This window comes from Stutzerimonas chloritidismutans (assembly GCF_051486945.1).
GTDB classification, from domain to species: domain Bacteria; phylum Pseudomonadota; class Gammaproteobacteria; order Pseudomonadales; family Pseudomonadaceae; genus Stutzerimonas; species Stutzerimonas chloritidismutans_B.
The window spans coordinates 90,022-108,768 of the sequence record NZ_JAHVDX010000006.1 but is presented as its reverse complement, the minus strand read 5'-3'; the positions used below and the strand labels follow the sequence as shown (position 1 = coordinate 108,768).

Below are 18,747 nucleotides of genomic sequence, written 5' to 3'. Positions count from 1 at the left end.
CGTCGCCAATTACTCGACACGCTATTGATCAGGCGACGGCATGCCCGCGCGCCGCTTCGGCCAGGTAGTACCAGGTCGGCCGATCCAATTGCAGCGAAGCACCCTGCACCGCTTCCTCGATCCGCTCCCAACGCAGGCTGCCAAGAATTGGAACTGGGCGCCCCGGCAGGCAGCGCAACCAGGCCAGGGCGACCTGGTTGGGCGTCGCGCCCAAATCCAACGCTACCGTATCGAGAGCCCGTTGCAACGGCGCGGCAAAGCGGCCTGCTGCCATCGGTGACCACGCCAGCACCTGGATGCCTTCGCTCTGCAGGCCATGCAGGCGGCCATCCCAAACAGACGCTTGCGCTTGTAGAGACAGCTCGATCTGGTTGCAGCGGATCGGCAGTTCGCGAGCCAGCACCTGGCACTGCAGCAACTCCGCATTGGATACACCGAGCCAGGCGACTTTGCCGCTGGCAACCAGATCATCCAATGCGCGGGCGACCTCATCGACGCGCAGCAACGGATCGGGGCGGTGCAGCAGGAATCCGTCCAGCCTGTCGACGCCCAGGCGCCTCAATGAGCCCTCCACCGCCGCCGTCAGGTAGCCAGCCTCGGTGTTGTAGTGCTTGACCGACCACCGAGAGCGGTCCTGCTCAGCCGGCACGATGTCGGCCTTGCCGATCAGCTGGATCTGCCGCCGGAGTTCGGGTTTCAAGCGCAAGGCGGCACCGAACTGCGCCTCGCATTCGCCACCCCCATAGATGTCAGCATGGTCGAAGCCGCTGACGCCGGCCTCGACGCAGCGTTCGATGAATGCAAGCAGCGCCTCCGGTTGCGACAGCTCGGGGTATTGCGTCAGGCGCATCATGCCCAGCAGCACGGGTTGTTCGATGATGGTGTTCACGGGTCCTCCAGACGTCAGCTCGACGCGCGCTCGGCGAACGGGCCGGCCAGGTGGATTACCGACCGAAGGCGCGCGGCAAAGTTCTCGCCCGCACGCCCCAAAAAAGTGATCAAGCCAGGGCATCGCACCTTTATAGGTCAGGGCCGCGCAAAGGTGGGCCAGGGCAAGCGCGTCGCCTTCACATTACGCAATGGCCCTTGAAGCCTTGCGGATATTGGTTTTGCGAGCCCTGCTGCCCTGCCTGCGATCGTCTGGCATGCAACCTGCACTGTCAGCTGTAACGCCTGCCAACTGATTTGGCAGCGCACCCGCGGTCAGCGAAGACCATCTGCCTTGAACGGCGCGGGACAGGTGCAACGGGCAACGAGGCTCGAACAGTCACCTCCACAACCTACGAATACCAGGCAAAGGCGCCTGGAGCTGCCCGACAGCTCCAGGCGCCTTTTTGATTTTGTACGACGACGCCGCACCGCGGCTTCGACGGAGGAACCGGTCATGAACGCAATCGTCACACCGCTCAAGAGTGAAACGCTGGTCGTCATCGGCAATGGGATGGTAGGCCACCACTGCGTCGAGCAGCTGGTCGAACGCGGCGCGCTAGGCCAGTACCAGATCCATGTGTACGGCGAAGAGCGCCAGCGCGCCTATGACCGCGTCCATCTGTCCGAGTACTTCGGTGGTCGCGATGCAGACTCCCTCGCCCTGTGCGAAGCCGAGTACTACGCCGCCAACGGCGTGCACATTCACCTCGGCGTGCAGGTGCTGGAGATCGACCGCGAGCGCAAGGAAGTGGTCACCACCGAGGGCCGCCAGCCCTACGACAAACTGATCCTAGCGACCGGCTCCTACCCCTTCGTACCGCCAATCCCGGGCGCTGAAGGCAATTCGCGCCTGGTCTACCGCACCCTCGATGACCTCGACGCCATCCGCGCCGCGGCCAGCAATGCCAAGCGCGGCGTGGTGGTCGGTGGCGGCCTGCTCGGCCTGGAAGCGGCCAACGCGCTCAAGTCCCTTGGCCTCGAAGCCCATGTGGTCGAATTCGCTCCGCGCCTGATGCCGGTGCAGCTCGATGAAGAAGGTGGCAAGGCACTCAAGGCCCGCATCGAGGCGCTGGGCGTCGGCGTTCACCTGTCGCGCGCCACGCAGGAAATCATCGTCGGCGAGGAATACGCCTACCGGATGAACTTCCAGGATGGCCCTGATGGTAGAAGTGAGTATCTGGAAACCGACCTGATCGTCTTTTCCGCCGGCATCCGCCCGCAGGATGCCCTGGGCCGCAGCGCCGGGCTGGAGATCGCGCCGCGCGGCGGCGTGGTAATCAACGGCGACTACCGCACCAGCGATCCCTCGATCTTCGCCATCGGCGAATGTGCGTCCTGGAATGGCATGGTCTTCGGCCTGGTTGCGCCCGGTTACACCATGGCGCGCAACCTCGCCGCCCTGCTCTGCGGCGAACCGCACCAGCCGTTCAGCGGAGCCGACATGTCCACCAAGCTCAAATTGCTCGGCGTCGATGTCGGCTCCATCGGCGATGCCCATGCCGCCACGCCCGGCGCCAAGAGCTACCGTTTTATCGACGAAGCCAATGCCAGCTACCGGCGTTTGGTGCTTTCCGAAGACGGCAAGCGCGTCATCGGTGCCGTGCTGATCGGCGACAACAGCTACTACGACACCCTGCTGCAATACGCGCAGAACGGCATCAAACTGCCGGCCGACCCGTCCAGCCTGATCCTGCCGCTGTCCGACGGCGCACCCACGCTGGGCGCGGACGCCCTTCCCGACACCGCGACCATTTGCTCCTGCCACAACGTCACCAAGGGTGCGGTGTGCTGCCAGGTCGACGCCGGCATCACCGATCTGGGCGAGCTGAAGGCCGCGACCAAGGCCGGTACTGGCTGCGGCGGTTGCAGCGCGCTGCTCAAGCAGGTGTTCGAGCATGAGCTGACCGCACGCGGCGTCGAAGTGGATAAAAGCCTCTGCGAGCACTTCGCCCACACCCGTCAGGAGCTGTACGGAATCGTTCGCGTCGAAGGGATCATCAGTTTTGAAGAACTGCTCGCCAAACATGGCCGCGGCCACACCGGCTGCGATATCTGCAAGCCGGCCGTGGGATCGATCCTCGCCTCCTGCTGGAACCAGCCGATCACCGATCCGGGGCTGATCCCGCTGCAGGACACCAACGACACCTTCATGGCGAACATGCAGAAGAACGGCACCTACTCGGTGGTGCCGCGCATCGCCGGCGGTGAAATCACCCCGGACAAGCTGATCGCGCTCGGTGCCGTCGCCAAGAAATACGACCTCTACACCAAGATCACCGGCGGCCAGCGCATCGACCTGTTTGGCGCCCAGCTGCACGAACTGCCGGACATCTGGGGCGAGCTGATCGAGGCTGGCTTCGAAACCGGTCATGCCTACGGCAAGTCGCTGCGCACGGTGAAGTCCTGCGTTGGCAGCACCTGGTGCCGCTACGGCGTGCAAGACAGTGTCGGCATGGCGCTGCGTCTGGAGGACCGCTACAAGGGCCTGCGCTCGCCACACAAGATCAAGTTCGGTGTCTCGGGTTGCACCCGCGAATGCGCCGAGGCGCAGAGTAAGGACATCGGCGTGATCGCCACCGAAAACGGCTGGAACCTATATGTGGCCGGCAACGGCGGCATGCGCCCGCGCCACGCCGAGCTGTTCGCCACTGATCTCGACGATGAAAGCCTGATCCGCTACATCGACCGCTTCCTGATGTTCTACATCCGCACCGCAGACAAGCTGCAGCGCACCTCGGTCTGGCGCGAATCACTCGAAGGCGGTCTCGACTACCTCAAGGAAGTGATCATCGACGACAGCCTGAACCTCGCCGCCGAACTGGAAGCCCAGATGCAGCTGGTGGTCGACCGCTACGAATGCGAGTGGGCCAACGCCATCAAGGATCCGGAAAAGCTCAAGCGCTTCCGCACCTTCGTCAATGACCGGCGCGGCGATCCGGACATCCACTTCGTCAAGGAACGCGGCCAGCGTCGGCCGGTGCACGCGTCTGAACTCCACCTGATTCCCGTCACCGAGGAGGTGCTCTGATGAGCCAGCCCAACGCCGTACGCATGCAACCGAGTGAAGCCGTCAGCTGGCGCGCGCTGTGCAGCCGCCGCGACCTGGTCGCCAATTCAGGCGTAGTCGCCTGGCTGGACGGGCAACAAGTGGCGCTGTTCCACCTGCCCGAAACGGAGACCGGCGAGCAGGTCTTCGCCATCGCCAACAAGGACCCGAAATCGGGCGCGAATGTCATCGGGCGCGGCATTCTGGGGCAGCTCAAGGGCGACCTCGTGATCGCCTCGCCGCTCTACAAACAGCACTTCCGGCTGGCTGATGGCAGTTGTCTGGAATACCCGGAACAGCAATTGCAAGTCTGGCCGGTGCGCCTTAACGGCGATGCGGTGGAAATCGCCGTGGCATGAAGGCGGCGAGGCACAACGAGTAGCGATACGCCAACGGCAGGAACGACCTGCTTTGCCAACACAATTGAGAACTGACCTATGTCCTACATCGTTCCTTCGGAATTCGTGACCAAGATGGTCGACGCGGGTGAATCCAAGATCTTCATGTCCACCCGCGACACGCTGATCCGCGCCTTCATGGCCGGCGCCATCCTGGCCCTGGCAGCGGTATTCGCGGTGACCATCACCGTACAGACAGGCTCGCCACTGGTTGGCGCCATGCTCTTCCCAGTCGGCTTCGTCATGCTTTACCTGATGGGGTTCGATCTGCTTACCGGCGTGTTCGTTTTGACCCCACTGGCACTTCTGGACCGTCGCCCAGGCGTGACCGTCAACGGCGTGCTGCGCAACTGGGGGCTAGTGTTTCTCGGCAACTTCGGCGGCGCGCTGACGGTCGCCTTCATGATGGCGTTCGTCTTCACCATGGGCTTTTCCACCGAACCGGGCCCGGTCGGCGAGAAGATTTCCCACGTCGGCGAAGCACGCACGCTGGGCTACGCCGAGTTCGGCCTGGCCGGCTGGCTGACGATCTTCCTGCGCGGAATGCTGTGCAACTGGATGGTGTCGATGGGTGTGGTCGGCGCAATGATCTCCACCACCGTCAGTGGCAAAGTCATCGCCATGTGGATGCCGATCATGCTGTTCTTCTTCATGGGCTTCGAGCACTCGGTGGTGAACATGTTTCTGTTCCCCTCCGCGATGATCATGGGCGGCAATTTCTCGATCATGGATTATATGATCTGGAACGAAATCCCGACCGCGCTCGGTAACCTGGTCGGTGGCCTGGCCTTCACCGGCCTGACGCTCTACACCACGCACGTGCGGACTGGCGCCAAGCGGGCCCTGGTGCGCTGAAACTGTCGTAAGGTCTGCTGGACGCTTGCTGGTGGTCATGACGAATGATCGCCAGCAAGCTGTCTCCCTCCACGTCATCCTGCGGTTGCAAACCTACCGGTGCAGCGCTTGTAGCAGCGAGCTTTCTTGCGATCGCCTTGCTGCCAGCGCCCAAGAGTTCAACGATCTCCCCCCATGACTACCCCACTGACGGTCTCGGTAGGCCAGCACACCGATAAAGGTCGCAAGGCAACCAACCAGGACTTCCACGGCGCCTTTATTCCGCGCGAGCCGCAGCTGAGTAGCAAGGGCATCGCTCTCGCGCTGGCCGACGGCATCAGCAGCAGCGCCGTCAGCCACATCGCCAGCGAGTCGGCAGTGACCGGCTTTCTCGCCGATTACTACTGCACTTCCGATGCCTGGTCAGTGAAGACCTCCGCGCAGCGGGTGTTGATGGCCGCCAATTCCTGGCTACACGCGCAGGGTCAGCACGGGCCGGAGCGCTTCAACCCCGATCGCGGTTACGTCTGCACCTTCAGCGCCCTGGTTATCAAATCGAACACCGCGCACCTCTTCCACGCCGGCGACTCGCGGATCTATCGCGTGCAGGGCACCGCCTTGGAGCAGCTGACCCACGACCATCGTTTGTGGGTTTCGGAAGACCAGAGCTACCTGAGTCGGGCGCTGGGCATCCACCCGCAACTGGATCTGGATTACCGCGCCGAGCGGGTCGAATCGGGCGACCTGTTCATTCTCGCTACCGATGGCGTCTACGAGTTCATCAGTTCCGCCGCGATGATCGCCGCAATCACCAGCCATGCCGATGACCTGGACGCCGCTGCCCGCACCATCGTCGCCCAGGCGCTCGAGCAGGGCAGCGACGACAACCTCACCGTGCAGATTCTGCGCATCGATGCGCTACCCATGCAGGCAGCCGACGAGCTCTACCAGCAACTCACGGAGCTGCCCTTTCCGCCTATCCTCGAGCCGCGAGCGGCGTTCGACGACTACACCATCGTGCGCGAGGTGCACGCCAGCAGCCGCAGCCACGTCTACCTCGCCATCGACAACAGCAGCCAGACGCCCGTTATCCTCAAGACGCCTTCGATCGACCTGCAGCGGGACGCCCCCTACCTTGAGCGTTTCCTCACCGAAGAATGGGTCGCGCGGCGCATCGACAGCCCTCACGTGGCCAAGCCCTGCCTGCCGACACGCAAGCGCAGCTATCTATACAGCGTCGGTGAATACATCGAAGGCCAAACGCTCGCGCAGTGGATGATCGACCACCCCCGGCCGGACCTGGAGACCGTGCGCGGCATCGTCGAGCAGATTGCCAAGGGGCTGCGCGCCTTCCACCGGCTGGAGATGCTGCATCAGGACCTGCGCCCGGCCAATGTCATGATCGACGCCACCGGTACGGCGAAGATCATCGACTTCGGCGCCACCCGCGTGGCCGGGCTGATGGAAATCAGCACCCCGCTCGAACGCAGCGACCTGCTCGGCACCGCCCAGTACATGGCACCGGAATATTTTCTCGGCGAGGCCGGAACACCGCGCTCGGACCTGTTCTCGCTTGCGGTCATCACCTACCAGATGCTCACCGGCGCCCTGCCCTACGGCACGCAGGTCGCCCGCGCCCGCACGCGTGCGGCGCAGAACAAGCTGCGCTATCAGCCGGTGCGCGAGCATGACCGCGAGGTGCCCGCCTGGATCGACGATGTGCTACGCAAGGCGCTGCACCCCGATCCGTACAAGCGCTACGAGGCGCTTTCCGAATTCATCTTCGAACTGCGCCAGCCCAGCCCGGCGTTCCTGGCCAAGGCCAGGCCGCCGCTCATAGAGCGCAATCCGGTGCTGTTCTGGAAAAGCGTTTCCTTCATCCTGGCGGCGGTCGTCGTGGTGCTGCTCGCCCGGTAATCGATTCAGTCGGGGCGCTGCGGCGCGTAGACATTAAGGACGGGGTCGGTAATACCGTCCTTCGAGGGGTCCAGAATCCAGCGCAACTGCGCGACCAGCTCTTCGCAGTTCTCGCCACGCTGCTGCCAATCCTGGAAAGCCACGCGCGCACCGGCGAGCGCGGCCTCTGCCACCTGTTCGGTCTCGTTCGAGGGCTCGCTGGGCTGCCACTGGTCGAACACGGATTGGAGTGCCCGCTGCGCCTCGTCGGCGCCAAGCTCGCCGTCCGCCCAGCGCGAAGTGATGTCCTGCGCCTTTTGAAGCGCGTTGATCGAGGGATGGGACGCGTCCATCTTTAGCTACCTCCTGACAGTGCCTGTCCTGATTGGAGTCCAGCCAGGCCGCCGAATTCGCCCGGACCTACGGGCGGTTCGCGGGCCGAGGTGCCAAGCCGGCGTCGCCGCGGTCGGATGAACAGATCCCGACATCTTGAGGACTTTGCGCATGTACCTGATCCAGCTCCTGCTGCCGCTTTACGACAACACCGGCGAGGCGCTGCCAAAGGCACTGTTCGGTGACGTTCGCGATGAACTGGTGCAGCGCTTCGGCGGGCTCACAGCCCATGCACGTGCGCCGGTCGACGGGCTCTGGTGCGAGGATAACGACCATCCGGTACGCGACGACCTGATTCTTTACGAAGTCATGGCCGACGATCTCGACCGCATCTGGTGGCAGCGTTATCGCGCCTCGTTGGAAGCGCGCTTTCGCCAGGATCAGGTGATGATCCGCGCGCAACGGATCGAACAACTCTGAGGCAGAGCACGTTCGGGTGAAGATTTAATGAACCCTCATACCTGTTCGCTGTCAGTCCTGTCTGCAGCGCTACGGGGTCCGCGCCGGCCGGGGAGAATGCAGCCTCCCGATCTGACCGGCATCGCCGGCCGCACCCTCCCGGGTCTACAGGCGCACCAGGCCGGCCCGCTTTTATTTTGGCCCGTTCACCGGGGCCTTCATCTTTTCAACGCGAAGACTGCCCATGTCCTTATCTCGTCATCTTGTCGCCCTTCTTTCCCGCTTTTCCCTCTCCTCTACCCAGCGCAACGCCTTCGGCGCCGGCTTGATCGGCACGCTGCTGGCATTAGCCATCCCCGCCCAGGCCCAACAAGCGAGCAGTGAGCGCTGGGTCAGCGATTCCCTGACTACTTATGTGCGCAGCGGGCCAACCGATGGTTACCGCATCGTCGGCAGCCTTACCTCTGGGCAAAAAGTCGAGCTGCTCGACACCCAGGGTGACTACAGTCAGATCCGCGGCGAGAACGGCGACCGTGTCTGGATCCGCAGCAGCGACCTGCAGGAGATGCCCGGCCAGGCCGAGCGCCTGCCGCAGCTCGAGCAGCAGGTCGCCGAGCTCAGCGAAAAACTCAAAACCATCGATGACAGCTGGAAAGCGCGCGTGCAGGGCATGCAGGAGACCCTGGACTCACGCAAGGCGCTAATCGACGAGTTGGAAACCCGTCGCAAGGCCCTGGATGACGCCCTGACCGCCACCGAATCGGAGCTGCGCGATGCCGAAGCCCGGCTCGGTGATGAGAACAATCAAGTGCTGATGCGCTACATGGTCTACGGCGGCAGCATCGCCGGGGCCGGCCTGCTGGCGGGCCTGATCCTTCCGGCGATGACGCGCGGCCGAAAGCGCAACGACCGCTGGTTCTAAGCCACGTCCGAGGTCAAACCGGCTCTGCGGCGTCGCAGACGCTACCGGCGAACACGGTCGGGCCCGTCTGCGCCTGCTCCAGGCGCGTGCGGATCTGGTCGGGCGTCATCGGCCGGTCAAGCAGGAAGCCCTGCAGGGTTTCGCAGCCCAGCCCGGTGAGAAACTGCTGCTGTTCAGCCGTTTCTACCCCTTCGGCCACGACCTGCAATCCGAGCGCCTTGGCCAGCGCGATGATTGCGGAGACGATCACCGAATCCTCGTTGCCCACGCTCATGTCGCGGACGAATGCGCTGTCGATCTTGAGCTCGCTAGCGGGCAACCGCTTTAGGTAGAGCAGGCTCGAATACCCGGTGCCGAAGTCGTCGATGGACGCCTTGACGCCCAAGGCAGTCAATTGTTCCAGCGTTTCGATGGTGGCGTCCGGGTTGCGCATCGCCACGGTCTCGGTGACCTCGATGGTGAGCATCGCCGGCGGGATGCCGTGCCGCTCGATCGCAGCGGTGACAACACCCAGCAGGTCCGGCTGTTCGAACTGGACGGCCGACAAGTTCACCGCAACGGTCCACTCATCCAGCCCTTGCAGATGCCATTCGCGCAGCTGCCGACACGCCTCGTTCAACACCCAGCAGCCGATCGGGATGATCAGGCCGGTTTTCTCCGCCAGCGGCAGGAACTTGTCCGGCGCGAGAAGCCCGCGCTGCGGATGCTCCCAACGCAACAGCGCTTCGAAACCTCGCACCGGACCGGCCGGCGCCTCGAACTTTGGCTGGTAATGCAGGCGCAACTCGCCCTTCGCTTCGGCCAGGCGCAGGTCATGCAGCAGCTGCAGTTGTTCGGCGGCATCGGCATTCATCGAGGCTTCGAAGAAGTTGTAGCCGTTACGGCCGGTGCTCTTAGTGTGGTACATCGCTGCGTCGGCGTGCAGCAGCAGGTCTCGTTCGGTGAGGCCATCGCCGGGATATACGGCGATGCCGATGCTCAGCGAAACGCTGAAGGTGTGGCGCGACAGCACAAACGGCTCGCTGATGCGCTGCACCAGCTTGGCGGCCAAGGTAGCGGCGTCCTCCGGGTCGCTGATGGCTGCGAGCAGGACGAACTCATCGCCACCGAGCCGCGCCAATGTGTCCTGCGCACGAACCCCCGCGCTGAGCCGTTCGGTCACGCTGACCAGCAACTGGTCTCCCATGTGATGGCCGTAGGCATCATTCACCGCTTTGAAGCCGTCCAGGTCCATGAACATCACCGCGAAGCAAGAACGTTCGCGCCGCGCTACGTTCAGTGCTTGGTTCAAGCGATCCTCGAGCAACAAGCGATTGGGCAGTCGTGTCAGGTTGTCGTGCAGCGCGAGCTGCATCAGTTCGCTATTGGCTTTCTCCAGCGAGTTGGCCAGCACGGTGGTACGTGTCTGCAGCCGCGCGTCGAGCACCGAAACGATCAATGTAATCGCCAATACTGCGAGCGTTACGACGATGACCAGCAGTGCCAGCCAGTTGGTATCGACGCCATTCGCAGCGCCGCAATAGCTGCCCTCGGGAAAGGATGCCGCTGCCATGCCCGTGTAGTGCATGCCGACGATAGCGAGCCCCATCACCAGTGCCGCCGCGCCGCGCCAAGCTTTGACATGCTGCAGGTCGGCACGCAGCCGGAAGGCCAGCCACAGCGCCGCACCGGATGCCAGCACGGCAACCACCACCGATGCGATCAGCCAGCCGGTGTCATAGATGATCCCCGGCTGCATCCGCAGGGCTGCCATGCCGCTGTAATGCATCACCGCGATGCCCGCGCCGATCAAAAGCGCCCCTTGCACCAGGCGGCTCAACGGCAGTGCCTGCTGGCACACCAGCCACAGCGCCATTGCCGAAGCAAGAATTGAAATAGCCAGCGAACCGGCTGTTATCAGCGGGTCGTAGCCCAGCGACATTGGCAAACTGAACGCCAGCATGCCGATGAAGTGCATGGACCAGATCCCCAGCCCCATGGAGAAAGCACCGCCGGCGAGCCACCACCGTGCCGCGCGACCCTGGGCGGTCGCGACGCGCCCGGCCATATCCAACGCGGTGTAGGAAGCAAGGACGGCAACAACGAACGAAAAGAACACCAGGATGTTGTTATAGCTACCGACCAGCATGGGCTGCCTTCCTGAAGAAATGGGCGCGAATCTTGACCGAAAACTCAGCAAAGGCGAAGTGCCATCACGGCATGGCCCTGCAGCGGAATCAGACCCGCACCGTCCGATGTCGGCCCAGCGGTGTTTCACTGAAGTGAAGCGCCAGTAAACCCGCCGAACGGTAGCGCCAGCCGGCATCGTTGCCCGGACCCGGGCTCGCAATGGCGTCCGAGCGCAAAACGAACCTTGACCGAGCCCGGGAGTTAAGGCGAAATGCTACCGCTGCGCCACGTATAGATACGGTCCTGCCTCGTTAACAAGGCGCGCCCTTTTCCTCACCCCTCGGCATCGGCATACCCGCGAAGCAGCCTGGCGCCTTGCGTCAGACGCATCCACCAGCCGAATTCCAGCCTCTACAGGCCACGCCGAAGATTTTGCGCTTCAGTCGACTCGCCTTTGCATGCACCACTGGAACGCTGCCATGCATTTCGCATCCAAGTCGACTCTCGCCTCACCGCCCCGTTTATAGGAACTGCCATGGCCTCTCTGCAACAGCGCACCCTCACTGTCATTGCCAAACACGAGCGAGACCTCCTTGATGAATGGACACGGGAGCTCGAGGCTACCGGCGGCTATCGGAACGTCAAACCCGAGGAGTTCCGCCAGCAAACTGCGGAGTTCCTCAAGCTGCTGATCGCCGGTGCCGGCCGCTCCAGCACGTTCGATCTGCGCGCCGACGGCTGGGAGGACATGCGCCAGTTCCTGGAGCAGCTGTCACGCAGCCGCGTTTTGCTCGGCTTCGATTCGCAAGAGACGGCAGGCTTCATCTTCTCTATCAAGCGGCCGTTGATGCCTCTGCTGCAACGCGAATTCACCGATGAACCGTCGCTGCTGGCCGAGCAGCTCTGGGCGCTGTCCGAGCTGATCGACCAGCTTGGTCTTCAGACCGTACGCACCTTCCAGAAATCCCGCGAGGCGGTTATCCAGCGCCAGCAGGAAGAGCTGCTGGAATTGTCGACGCCCGTAGTCAAGCTCTGGGACGGGGTGCTCGCACTGCCGATGATTGGCACGCTGGACTCGCAACGCACTCAGGTCGTCATGGAATCGCTGCTGCAGCGTATCGTCGATACCGGCTCTGAGATCGCGATCATCGACATCACCGGCGTGCCGACCGTCGACACCCTCGTCGCCCAGCACCTGCTGCGCACCGTAACGGCGATTCGACTGATGGGTGCCGACTGCATCATCAGCGGCGTGCGGCCACAGATCGCCCAAACCATCGTGCATCTCGGTCTGGATCTTCAGGGGGTCGTCACCAAGGCCTCGCTGGCTGATGCGCTGGCGCTGGCCCTGCGCCGCGCCGGCCTAACCGTTACGAAGGTCGTCTAAATGGAACGTATCCCAATCCTGCAAATGGGCGATTTCCTGCTCGTTACCATTCAGGTCGACATGCATGACCAACTGGCGTTGACGCTACAAGACGATCTGGCCGAGCGCATCAGCTCGACATCCGCCCGCGCCGTGCTGATCGATATCTCAGCACTTGACATGGTCGATTCTTTCATTGGCCGCATGATCAGCTCGATTTCCGGGCTGTCCAGCATCATGGATGCTGAAACCGTGGTGGTCGGCATGCAGCCTGCCGTGGCGATTACCCTCGTCGAGCTGGGCCTTACGCTTCAGGGTGTGAGTACTGCTCTCAATGTTGAGAAAGGTATGCAGCTCCTGCACAAGCGGATGGCCGCTAAATGAACGTGCGCACCAGCGGCTCCGTCGCGGTACGCATCGAGCAGGACGTGGTTCTTGCGCGCCAGGCAGTGCGCAAGCTGGCCCAAGATTGCGGCATGCGCCTGATCGATCAGACCAAGCTGGTCACCGCAGTCAGCGAGCTGGCGCGAAATACCGTGGTGTACGGTGGCGGCGGCGACATGGACTGGGACATGGTCGAACAAGGCGCGCGCACCGGCATTCGCCTGACCTTTCGTGACGAAGGACCTGGCATCGCCGATATCAAACTTGCGCTTACAGATGGTTGGACGTCTGGTGGTGGCCTGGGCCTCGGCTTGACCGGCGCCCGACGCTTGGTCGATGAGTTCGAGCTGAACAGCACCCCCGGCGCCGGCACACGGATCAGTATCACCAAATGGGCATGACCGCAGGCAGCTACATCACGACCGTATTGCCCATCGATGACGAAAGCCAAGTCGGCCAGGCCCGACGCGTCGCGCTGGCACTTGCCGCCCGACTTGGTTTCGACGAAGCCGATGCTGGCCGTGTGGCGATCGTCTCCAATGAGCTATCGACCAACCTCCTCAAACATGCCCGTCATGGCGCCCTTCACCTTCGATCAGTGCCGGCAGACGATGGCGCAGGCATCGAGCTGATCGCCGTCGACAAGGGCCCCGGATTCAATCCGCAGCAGTGCCTGGTCGATGGTTTTTCTACGGGAGGTACGCCGGGAAACGGGCTAGGCGCCTTGGGCCGTCTGGCGCAGGTCTTCGATGTTCACTCCGATGAGCGCGGCTCCGTAGTCCTGGCGCAGGTCTATCCGCGCAAGGTTTCACCCCTGCGGCTGCGCTTCGGCGTCAGCCAGCATTCGCTGAATAACGACAAGGCATGCGGCGACGGCTGGATGCTGGTGATGGCCGGAGGCGTGCTGAGCGCCCTTGTGGTAGACGGCATTGGTCATGGGCCCGAGGCTGAGCGGGCCAGCCAAGCCGGGATCGCCGTGTTCGCCTCAACACCATTGGACGACCCTGCCCAGAATCTCTCCGACATGAATCACGCAATGACCGGGACGCGTGGCGGCGCGGCGGCGATCGCCCGCTATGACCGCGCGACCGCCTCGCTCAGGTTCGCCGGCGTCGGTAACATCGGCGGACACCTCGTCACGCTGGAGAAAAGCCGAGGCCTGGCCTCCCACCCCGGAATTGTCGGCTCGCAGTTTCGCAAAGCCGTCGCCTACGACTACCCCGCCAACGGCACTGAACTGTTGATCCTGTATAGCGATGGCCTGCAGTCACGCTGGAACCTGCAAGACTACCCAGGCCTTGCGAACCGTCATCCAGCCATCATCGCTGCCCTGCTCCACCGGGATTATTGCCGGGGCCGAGACGACGTAACGGTAATGGTGGTTTCACTGGAGGCAATCGATGACTGATCCGACCCAGGCCGAGCTCGAGCAGCTTCGCAGCGAAAACGACTCGCTGCGTGCCGAGCTGGATGAAACCAACCAGGGCGTGCTAGCGCTGTACGCCGAGCTCGATACCCAAGCCGAGCAATTGCGCCAGGCATCGGATCTCAAGAGCCGATTCCTGTCGTATATGAGCCACGAGTTTCGTACGCCGTTAGGTTCGATCCGCAGCATCACGCGGCTGCTCAGCGACGAACTGGATGGCCCGCTGAGCCCGGAGCAGCACAAACAGGTGTTGTTCATCAGTGGTGCGGCGACCGAGCTCAGCGACATGGTCGATGATCTGCTGGACCTGGCCAAGATCGAGGCCGGGCGCATCACTATCTCGCCGGCCTGGTTCGACATGCTGGACCTCTTCTCCGCCCTGCGTGGCATGTTCCGCCCGATCGTTGACACCGACGCCGTCGCCCTCATCTTCGAGGAGCCGCAGGACATGCCGCGGCTGTATACCGACGACAAGAAGCTCGCGCAGATCTTGCGCAACTTCATATCCAACGCGCTCAAATTTACCCAACAGGGCGAGATACGCGTGTCGGTACGGCCTGAAGGTGATTCGGAAGTCCGCTTCGCGGTGACGGACACTGGTATCGGCATCCCGGACGATCTGCACAGCACCCTGTTCGAAGACTTCGTCCAGATCGACACACCGCTGCAGAAGCGTTTACGCGGCACCGGCCTGGGGCTGTCGCTGTGCAAACGGTTCGCCGAATTGCTCGGCGGGCGTGTCGGAGTAGACAGCGCGCCGGGTGTGGGTTCGACGTTCTACGTCATCATTCCCGTGGCCATTTCGCCGGAGCCATTCGATGCCGCATAGGAACCGATTACTCATCGTCGACGACAATGCCGCTACGCGCTATGCGATGCGACGCGTGCTGGAGAAACACGGCTATTCCGTCATCGAGGCCGGAACGGGGGCCGAAGGTTTGGCCGTCCTGGAATCACAAGTGATCGGCGGGCTGATCCTCGATGTGAACCTGCCCGACATGAGCGGGTTCGACATCGTCAGGACGCTGCGAGCGGATGACCGCACCCGCCTGTTGCCGGTCATCCACGTCTCGGCTGCCTCGATCCAGACGGGTGACATCATTACCGGGCTGGACGCCGGCGCAGACGCCTACCTCATTCACCCCGTCGACCCGGACGTGCTCCTCGCCACGCTGCGCACTTTGCTGCGCGTCCGCGATACCGAGCACGCGCTGCGTGACAGCGAGGCGCGCTTTCGCGACATCTTTTCCCAGGTCGCGGCGCCGATTGCGGTGATCGACACCCAGTTGCACGTGCATGAAGGCAACCGCGCGCTCGGCCTTCTGCTGGGCATCGAGCAGGACACCGCGACCCTCAGCACGTGCGTCGCGCCAGGCCAGCAAGCCAAGCTCGCGGAGCTTCGTGAATGCCTGGCAAGCGGGGCGCGCTGGCAGAACACGCTGCTCATGAAGATCGACGGCACCCAGCGCGAGACCAAGTGGCAGGTATCGCCCTACCGGGCAACTGAACTCGGGCTGTTGGTCATCGAGGACATCACCGAACAACGCCAGCGCGAGCGCAGCCAGCGCCAGCAACTCGACGACGCGAACACCGAGCTCGCCCGCGAAGTGGCCGAGCGCGTCAAGACCGAAGCACAGCTGATGCAAGCGCAGAAAATGGACTCGCTGGGCAAGCTCACCGGTGGCATCGCCCATGACTTCAATAACCTGTTGACTGGCATCATCACCGGCATCGAACTGTTGAAAAAGCGCGCCCAGGAAGGCCGCACCGACGCCGTATTGCGCTTCGCCGACACAGCGTTGAACTCGGCGCGTAGCGCCGCCTCGATGACCAATCGTCTGCTGGCGTTCGCGCGTCAACAGCCGCTGGATGCCCGCCCGGCCGATCTCAACGAACAGATACGCTCGCTGGAGGAATTGCTCCAGCGCACCATAGGCGAACGCATCACGCTGCATCTGGAGTTATGCGATCACGGGGCTATCGCTCAGGTCGATGCCAACCAACTCGAAAGCGCGGTGCTCAACCTGGTGATCAATGCACGCGATGCCTTGCCGGCCGGCGGCACCATTGCCATCCGTACCGACATGTTTCAGGCGGTCGACGACCCCGAACTGGCTCCAGGCAGCTATGTATTGCTGACCGTCAAAGACAACGGAACAGGCATTGCCCCGGAGTTCCTCGACAAGGTCTTCGACCCCTTCTTCACCACCAAGCCGCTTGGCCAGGGTACGGGACTGGGCCTGTCATCGATTTATGGCTTCGCCCGGCAATCGGGCGGTGAGGTTCGGCTGAGCAGTGCGGTAGGCCTGGGCACCGAGGTCACGCTCGTGCTGCCTGCTGCCGTCGCCGCGTCCGCCGTGTCGATGGCTTCGGTCGACCTGCCTACAGGCACGGGTGAGCATGTTCTCATCGTCGAAGACATGCCGGCGGTGCGCATGCTGGTGGCCGAAATGCTTAGCGAAGCGGGCTACCGTTGCACCGAGGCCGGAGATGTGGCGACGGCCCTGACCGTGCTGCAAGGCGACCCCAGCGTGGATCTGTTATTGACTGACGTTGGGCTGCCGCAACTGTCGGGACGCGAGCTGGCAGACACAGCGCGGACGTACCGCCCCACGTTGCCGGTTCTGTTCATGACCGGTTATGCCGAGAATGCGGTGCGCCGCGACCGGTTCCTGGCTGGCGGAATGGATATGGTGATCAAACCGTTCCAGATCGGCGACCTGTTGGCGAAAGTGCGCCATATGCTCGACCAATCCCGAACCACGGCCAACTGACACGCAGCTTCAAACCTCGGCCTCCTCCGGCTTGTCCGTGGCGATCAGATCGCTGTAGCCACCGTACAGATACCAGTCGTCGCCCATCATCTCGGCTGGGTGCTGGGTGCGGTCGGCACCGTTACCGCAGGCAAGCGAGTCGGCGGAGCAATAGCGGTCGCAGCCCCAGCAGATGCGCTCGGGATGTGGTGGGTTGAGGGGAAATTTCTTGGCCATTGGCGGCCTCGGTGTGCTTGAGGGTGAGGCCTCAGGCTAACCACACCAGCACATGATGGAATTGATCGAACTCAAGAATCGCCGGGCGCGCCGATTAGCGGGCGGCTAGACCTTCACCTCGGTGAGCTCCATGACGTGTGTGATGGCACCGGCGCGTGCGTCCCACACATAGCGGAAATGCGCGCCCTGCACCGGCAGCGAAACCGCCTGCGGCCGGAAGGCGGCGACACATTCGTGGCCTTCCAGACGCACGCTCCGGTAGAGAAGCCCCCAAGTCTTGCCATCCCGCCTTTCACGGGCGAACGCCTGCGTTCCGGCATAGGTCGACAGCTCCGGCTGGTGCAATTCGGCCTGGTCGCGTACGTCGATCAACGGCTTGACCACCTTGTTCACATAGGCGCGCATCGTGATTTCGACGTTCGCTTCGCGGGTGGCGGCCAGAAAGCGCTCCTGGTGGAACTTGGTCTCGGCGATGGCCGCGTCGATCGAACTGGCGCAGTAGTACACGCCATAGGTACCGTCGCTGAAACGGCTGGCGTTGCCGATGTGGGTGAAGGCCGCCATGACCACGGTCGAGCCCGGGCCGCTGACCCGGTCGCCTGGCGGCACCCGCTGCAGCATGCCAGCCTCGTCCCGCAGCCGGTCGTTGGTCATCGCCTCGATGGCGAAGGCCATGTCGAGATCGACCGGATCGAGCGTGTCCTCAAACACACTCAGCGGCGGGTAGGAGCTGTTGATCAGCCGATAAGCTTTTCGCCATCCGGGTAGCACGTCCTGCCGTGGCATCAGCCTCGCACCCCGTCGAGGTAACGGCGCACGTCGGCCAGGTCGACGACCTGCCCACCAAGCATGTAGTCCAGCGCGCTGTGGCCGTTGAAAGGCGCAGCCTCGTTGGGTTTATGCACCCATTCGTAGGCCCGCTCGGCCTGGTTGCTAAAAATGATGCGCAGCGCCTTGTGAATGCCCATCAGGTAGGAAATGCGCTCCAGGGTGTCACGCGGTAGCCGTACTTCGGGCAACTTCTTGTACTTGAAGTATGTGGTGTTGCCGACGGACCCGAGCAGTACTCGCTGTTGTTCGGCGCTGCACTTCCACAACCCCATGAGGTTGAAAAAGAACGTCAGCGCCACCCGGCCCGCATCGGGTGAGCTGATATCAGGCTTGCTGGCCGCCTGTACTGGGTTCATTCGGGCGCTCCGTCTGGTTATCAAGACACCTACAGACTACTACGCATACGTAACTTTTCAATTTTTATATTCATATACGAACAAACTACATCAAGCCCTGCGCATGGAACCCTGGTGTTGGCTGCCGTTCTACCTTGCACAACGCTTGAGGAACCGAGCCACTTGGAGAACGCGTGATACCCAACCTTGAGACGATGGGTTTATCCGTCAGCATCGGCCTTCTGTTCGCGTGCGCAGTCGTGATCGGTATTGTCGCCCTATCGAGGCGGCTCGATTTATCACCACATCTCCAGCAGTGTGCTGCTCTGGATCGCGCTGTCGATCCTCATGACCGGTGTACTCCTGATGGGGCTGTTACACCGTGAAAAGCAGGGCCTGGGCCGCATCGGGTTTGAAAGCGTGACCCTGATCGGGCTCTATTTCCTGGGCGTCGTGATGGTGCTGGCCAGAAGCGAGATAGGCTGAAA

General features: G+C 62.8%; 19 protein-coding genes. 13 read left to right on the top strand and 6 right to left on the bottom strand.

Annotated features, from left to right (window positions below; translation table 11 throughout):
- Positions 1 to 28: 28 nt before the first annotated feature.
- The gene (locus tag KXR72_RS19835) at positions 29 to 853 is read right to left on the bottom strand and encodes an aldo/keto reductase (protein WP_437422841.1); all 825 of its coding nucleotides are present in this window, start codon (positions 851 to 853) and stop codon (positions 29 to 31) included.
- 531 nt (positions 854 to 1,384) lie between these two features.
- Between KXR72_RS19835 and nirB the strand changes: the two genes are divergently transcribed.
- The 4 genes from nirB to KXR72_RS19815 all read left to right on the top strand — a co-directional run bounded on the left by nirB (position 1,385) and on the right by KXR72_RS19815 (position 7,125).
- Positions 1,385 to 3,958, top strand: a complete 2,574-nt coding sequence (gene nirB / locus KXR72_RS19830) for a nitrite reductase large subunit NirB (RefSeq protein ID WP_437422817.1) — start codon at positions 1,385 to 1,387, stop codon at positions 3,956 to 3,958.
- Positions 3,958 to 4,335 (top strand): nitrite reductase small subunit NirD, encoded by a 378-nt coding sequence (gene nirD, locus KXR72_RS19825; RefSeq protein WP_437422816.1) that lies wholly within the window; start codon positions 3,958 to 3,960, stop codon positions 4,333 to 4,335. The genes nirB and nirD overlap by 1 nt, the downstream gene beginning before the upstream one ends.
- Before the next feature lie 78 nt (positions 4,336 to 4,413).
- Positions 4,414 to 5,229 (top strand): formate/nitrite transporter family protein, encoded by an 816-nt coding sequence (locus tag KXR72_RS19820; protein WP_437422815.1) that lies wholly within the window; start codon positions 4,414 to 4,416, stop codon positions 5,227 to 5,229.
- A 174-nt stretch (positions 5,230 to 5,403) separates the two neighbouring features.
- Complete coding sequence (locus KXR72_RS19815; RefSeq protein WP_437422814.1) at positions 5,404 to 7,125, top strand: protein kinase domain-containing protein; 1,722 nt, start codon at positions 5,404 to 5,406, stop codon at positions 7,123 to 7,125.
- Positions 7,126 to 7,130: 5 nt separating this feature from the next.
- Here KXR72_RS19815 and KXR72_RS19810 read toward each other — a convergent pair whose 3' ends face one another.
- Complete coding sequence (locus tag KXR72_RS19810) at positions 7,131 to 7,457, bottom strand: hypothetical protein (RefSeq protein WP_437422813.1); 327 nt, start codon at positions 7,455 to 7,457, stop codon at positions 7,131 to 7,133.
- A 151-nt stretch (positions 7,458 to 7,608) separates the two neighbouring features.
- Here KXR72_RS19810 and KXR72_RS19805 point away from each other — a divergent pair, with 151 nt between their 5' ends.
- Both KXR72_RS19805 and KXR72_RS19800 read left to right on the top strand, forming a co-directional pair.
- Positions 7,609 to 7,917, top strand: coding sequence for a hypothetical protein (locus tag KXR72_RS19805; protein WP_437422812.1), 309 nt, complete (start codon positions 7,609 to 7,611; stop codon positions 7,915 to 7,917).
- A gap of 223 nt (positions 7,918 to 8,140) precedes the next feature.
- A complete protein-coding gene (locus KXR72_RS19800; protein ID WP_437422811.1) occupies positions 8,141 to 8,818 on the top strand; it encodes a TIGR04211 family SH3 domain-containing protein in 678 nt (225 codons plus the stop codon).
- 13 nt (positions 8,819 to 8,831) lie between these two features.
- Here the strand turns inward: KXR72_RS19800 and KXR72_RS19795 are convergent, their stop codons facing one another.
- Positions 8,832 to 10,946, bottom strand: coding sequence for a putative bifunctional diguanylate cyclase/phosphodiesterase (locus tag KXR72_RS19795; protein ID WP_437422810.1), 2,115 nt, complete (start codon positions 10,944 to 10,946; stop codon positions 8,832 to 8,834).
- 516 nt (positions 10,947 to 11,462) lie between these two features.
- Here KXR72_RS19795 and KXR72_RS19790 point away from each other — a divergent pair.
- From KXR72_RS19790 to KXR72_RS19765, 6 genes are read left to right on the top strand one after another with little or no spacing between them, the layout of a single operon-like run.
- Positions 11,463 to 12,314, top strand: a complete 852-nt coding sequence (locus tag KXR72_RS19790) for an STAS domain-containing protein (protein ID WP_437422809.1) — start codon at positions 11,463 to 11,465, stop codon at positions 12,312 to 12,314.
- Complete coding sequence (locus tag KXR72_RS19785) at positions 12,315 to 12,677, top strand: STAS domain-containing protein (RefSeq protein ID WP_437422808.1); 363 nt, start codon at positions 12,315 to 12,317, stop codon at positions 12,675 to 12,677.
- On the top strand, positions 12,674 to 13,078 hold the full coding sequence (locus tag KXR72_RS19780; protein WP_437422807.1) for an anti-sigma regulatory factor: 405 nt from the start codon (positions 12,674 to 12,676) through the stop codon (positions 13,076 to 13,078). Before KXR72_RS19785 ends, KXR72_RS19780 begins: the two co-directional genes overlap by 4 nt.
- A complete protein-coding gene (locus KXR72_RS19775; protein WP_437422840.1) occupies positions 13,075 to 14,085 on the top strand; it encodes an ATP-binding protein in 1,011 nt (336 codons plus the stop codon). Before KXR72_RS19780 ends, KXR72_RS19775 begins: the two co-directional genes overlap by 4 nt.
- Positions 14,078 to 14,932, top strand: coding sequence for a sensor histidine kinase (locus KXR72_RS19770; RefSeq protein WP_437422806.1), 855 nt, complete (start codon positions 14,078 to 14,080; stop codon positions 14,930 to 14,932). The genes KXR72_RS19775 and KXR72_RS19770 overlap by 8 nt, the downstream gene beginning before the upstream one ends.
- Positions 14,922 to 16,877 carry a response regulator gene (locus KXR72_RS19765; RefSeq protein ID WP_437422805.1) on the top strand — a complete coding sequence of 652 codons (1,956 nt, stop codon included), beginning with the start codon at positions 14,922 to 14,924 and terminating at the stop codon, positions 16,875 to 16,877. The genes KXR72_RS19770 and KXR72_RS19765 overlap by 11 nt, the downstream gene beginning before the upstream one ends.
- A gap of 9 nt (positions 16,878 to 16,886) precedes the next feature.
- Here the strand turns inward: KXR72_RS19765 and KXR72_RS19760 are convergent, their stop codons facing one another.
- The 3 genes from KXR72_RS19760 to KXR72_RS19750 form a co-directional block, all read right to left on the bottom strand.
- Positions 16,887 to 17,093, bottom strand: coding sequence for a DUF3079 domain-containing protein (locus tag KXR72_RS19760; RefSeq protein WP_437422804.1), 207 nt, complete (start codon positions 17,091 to 17,093; stop codon positions 16,887 to 16,889).
- A gap of 105 nt (positions 17,094 to 17,198) precedes the next feature.
- Complete coding sequence (locus tag KXR72_RS19755; protein WP_437422803.1) at positions 17,199 to 17,879, bottom strand: RES family NAD+ phosphorylase; 681 nt, start codon at positions 17,877 to 17,879, stop codon at positions 17,199 to 17,201.
- Positions 17,879 to 18,280: an MbcA/ParS/Xre antitoxin family protein gene (locus KXR72_RS19750; RefSeq protein WP_437422802.1), complete on the bottom strand. Its 402-nt coding sequence runs from the start codon at positions 18,278 to 18,280 to the stop codon at positions 17,879 to 17,881. The genes KXR72_RS19755 and KXR72_RS19750 overlap by 1 nt, the downstream gene beginning before the upstream one ends.
- 249 nt (positions 18,281 to 18,529) lie before the next feature.
- Between KXR72_RS19750 and KXR72_RS19745 the strand changes: the two genes are divergently transcribed.
- On the top strand, positions 18,530 to 18,745 hold the full coding sequence (locus KXR72_RS19745) for a hypothetical protein (RefSeq protein WP_437422801.1): 216 nt from the start codon (positions 18,530 to 18,532) through the stop codon (positions 18,743 to 18,745).
- Positions 18,746 to 18,747 lie beyond the last annotated feature (2 nt).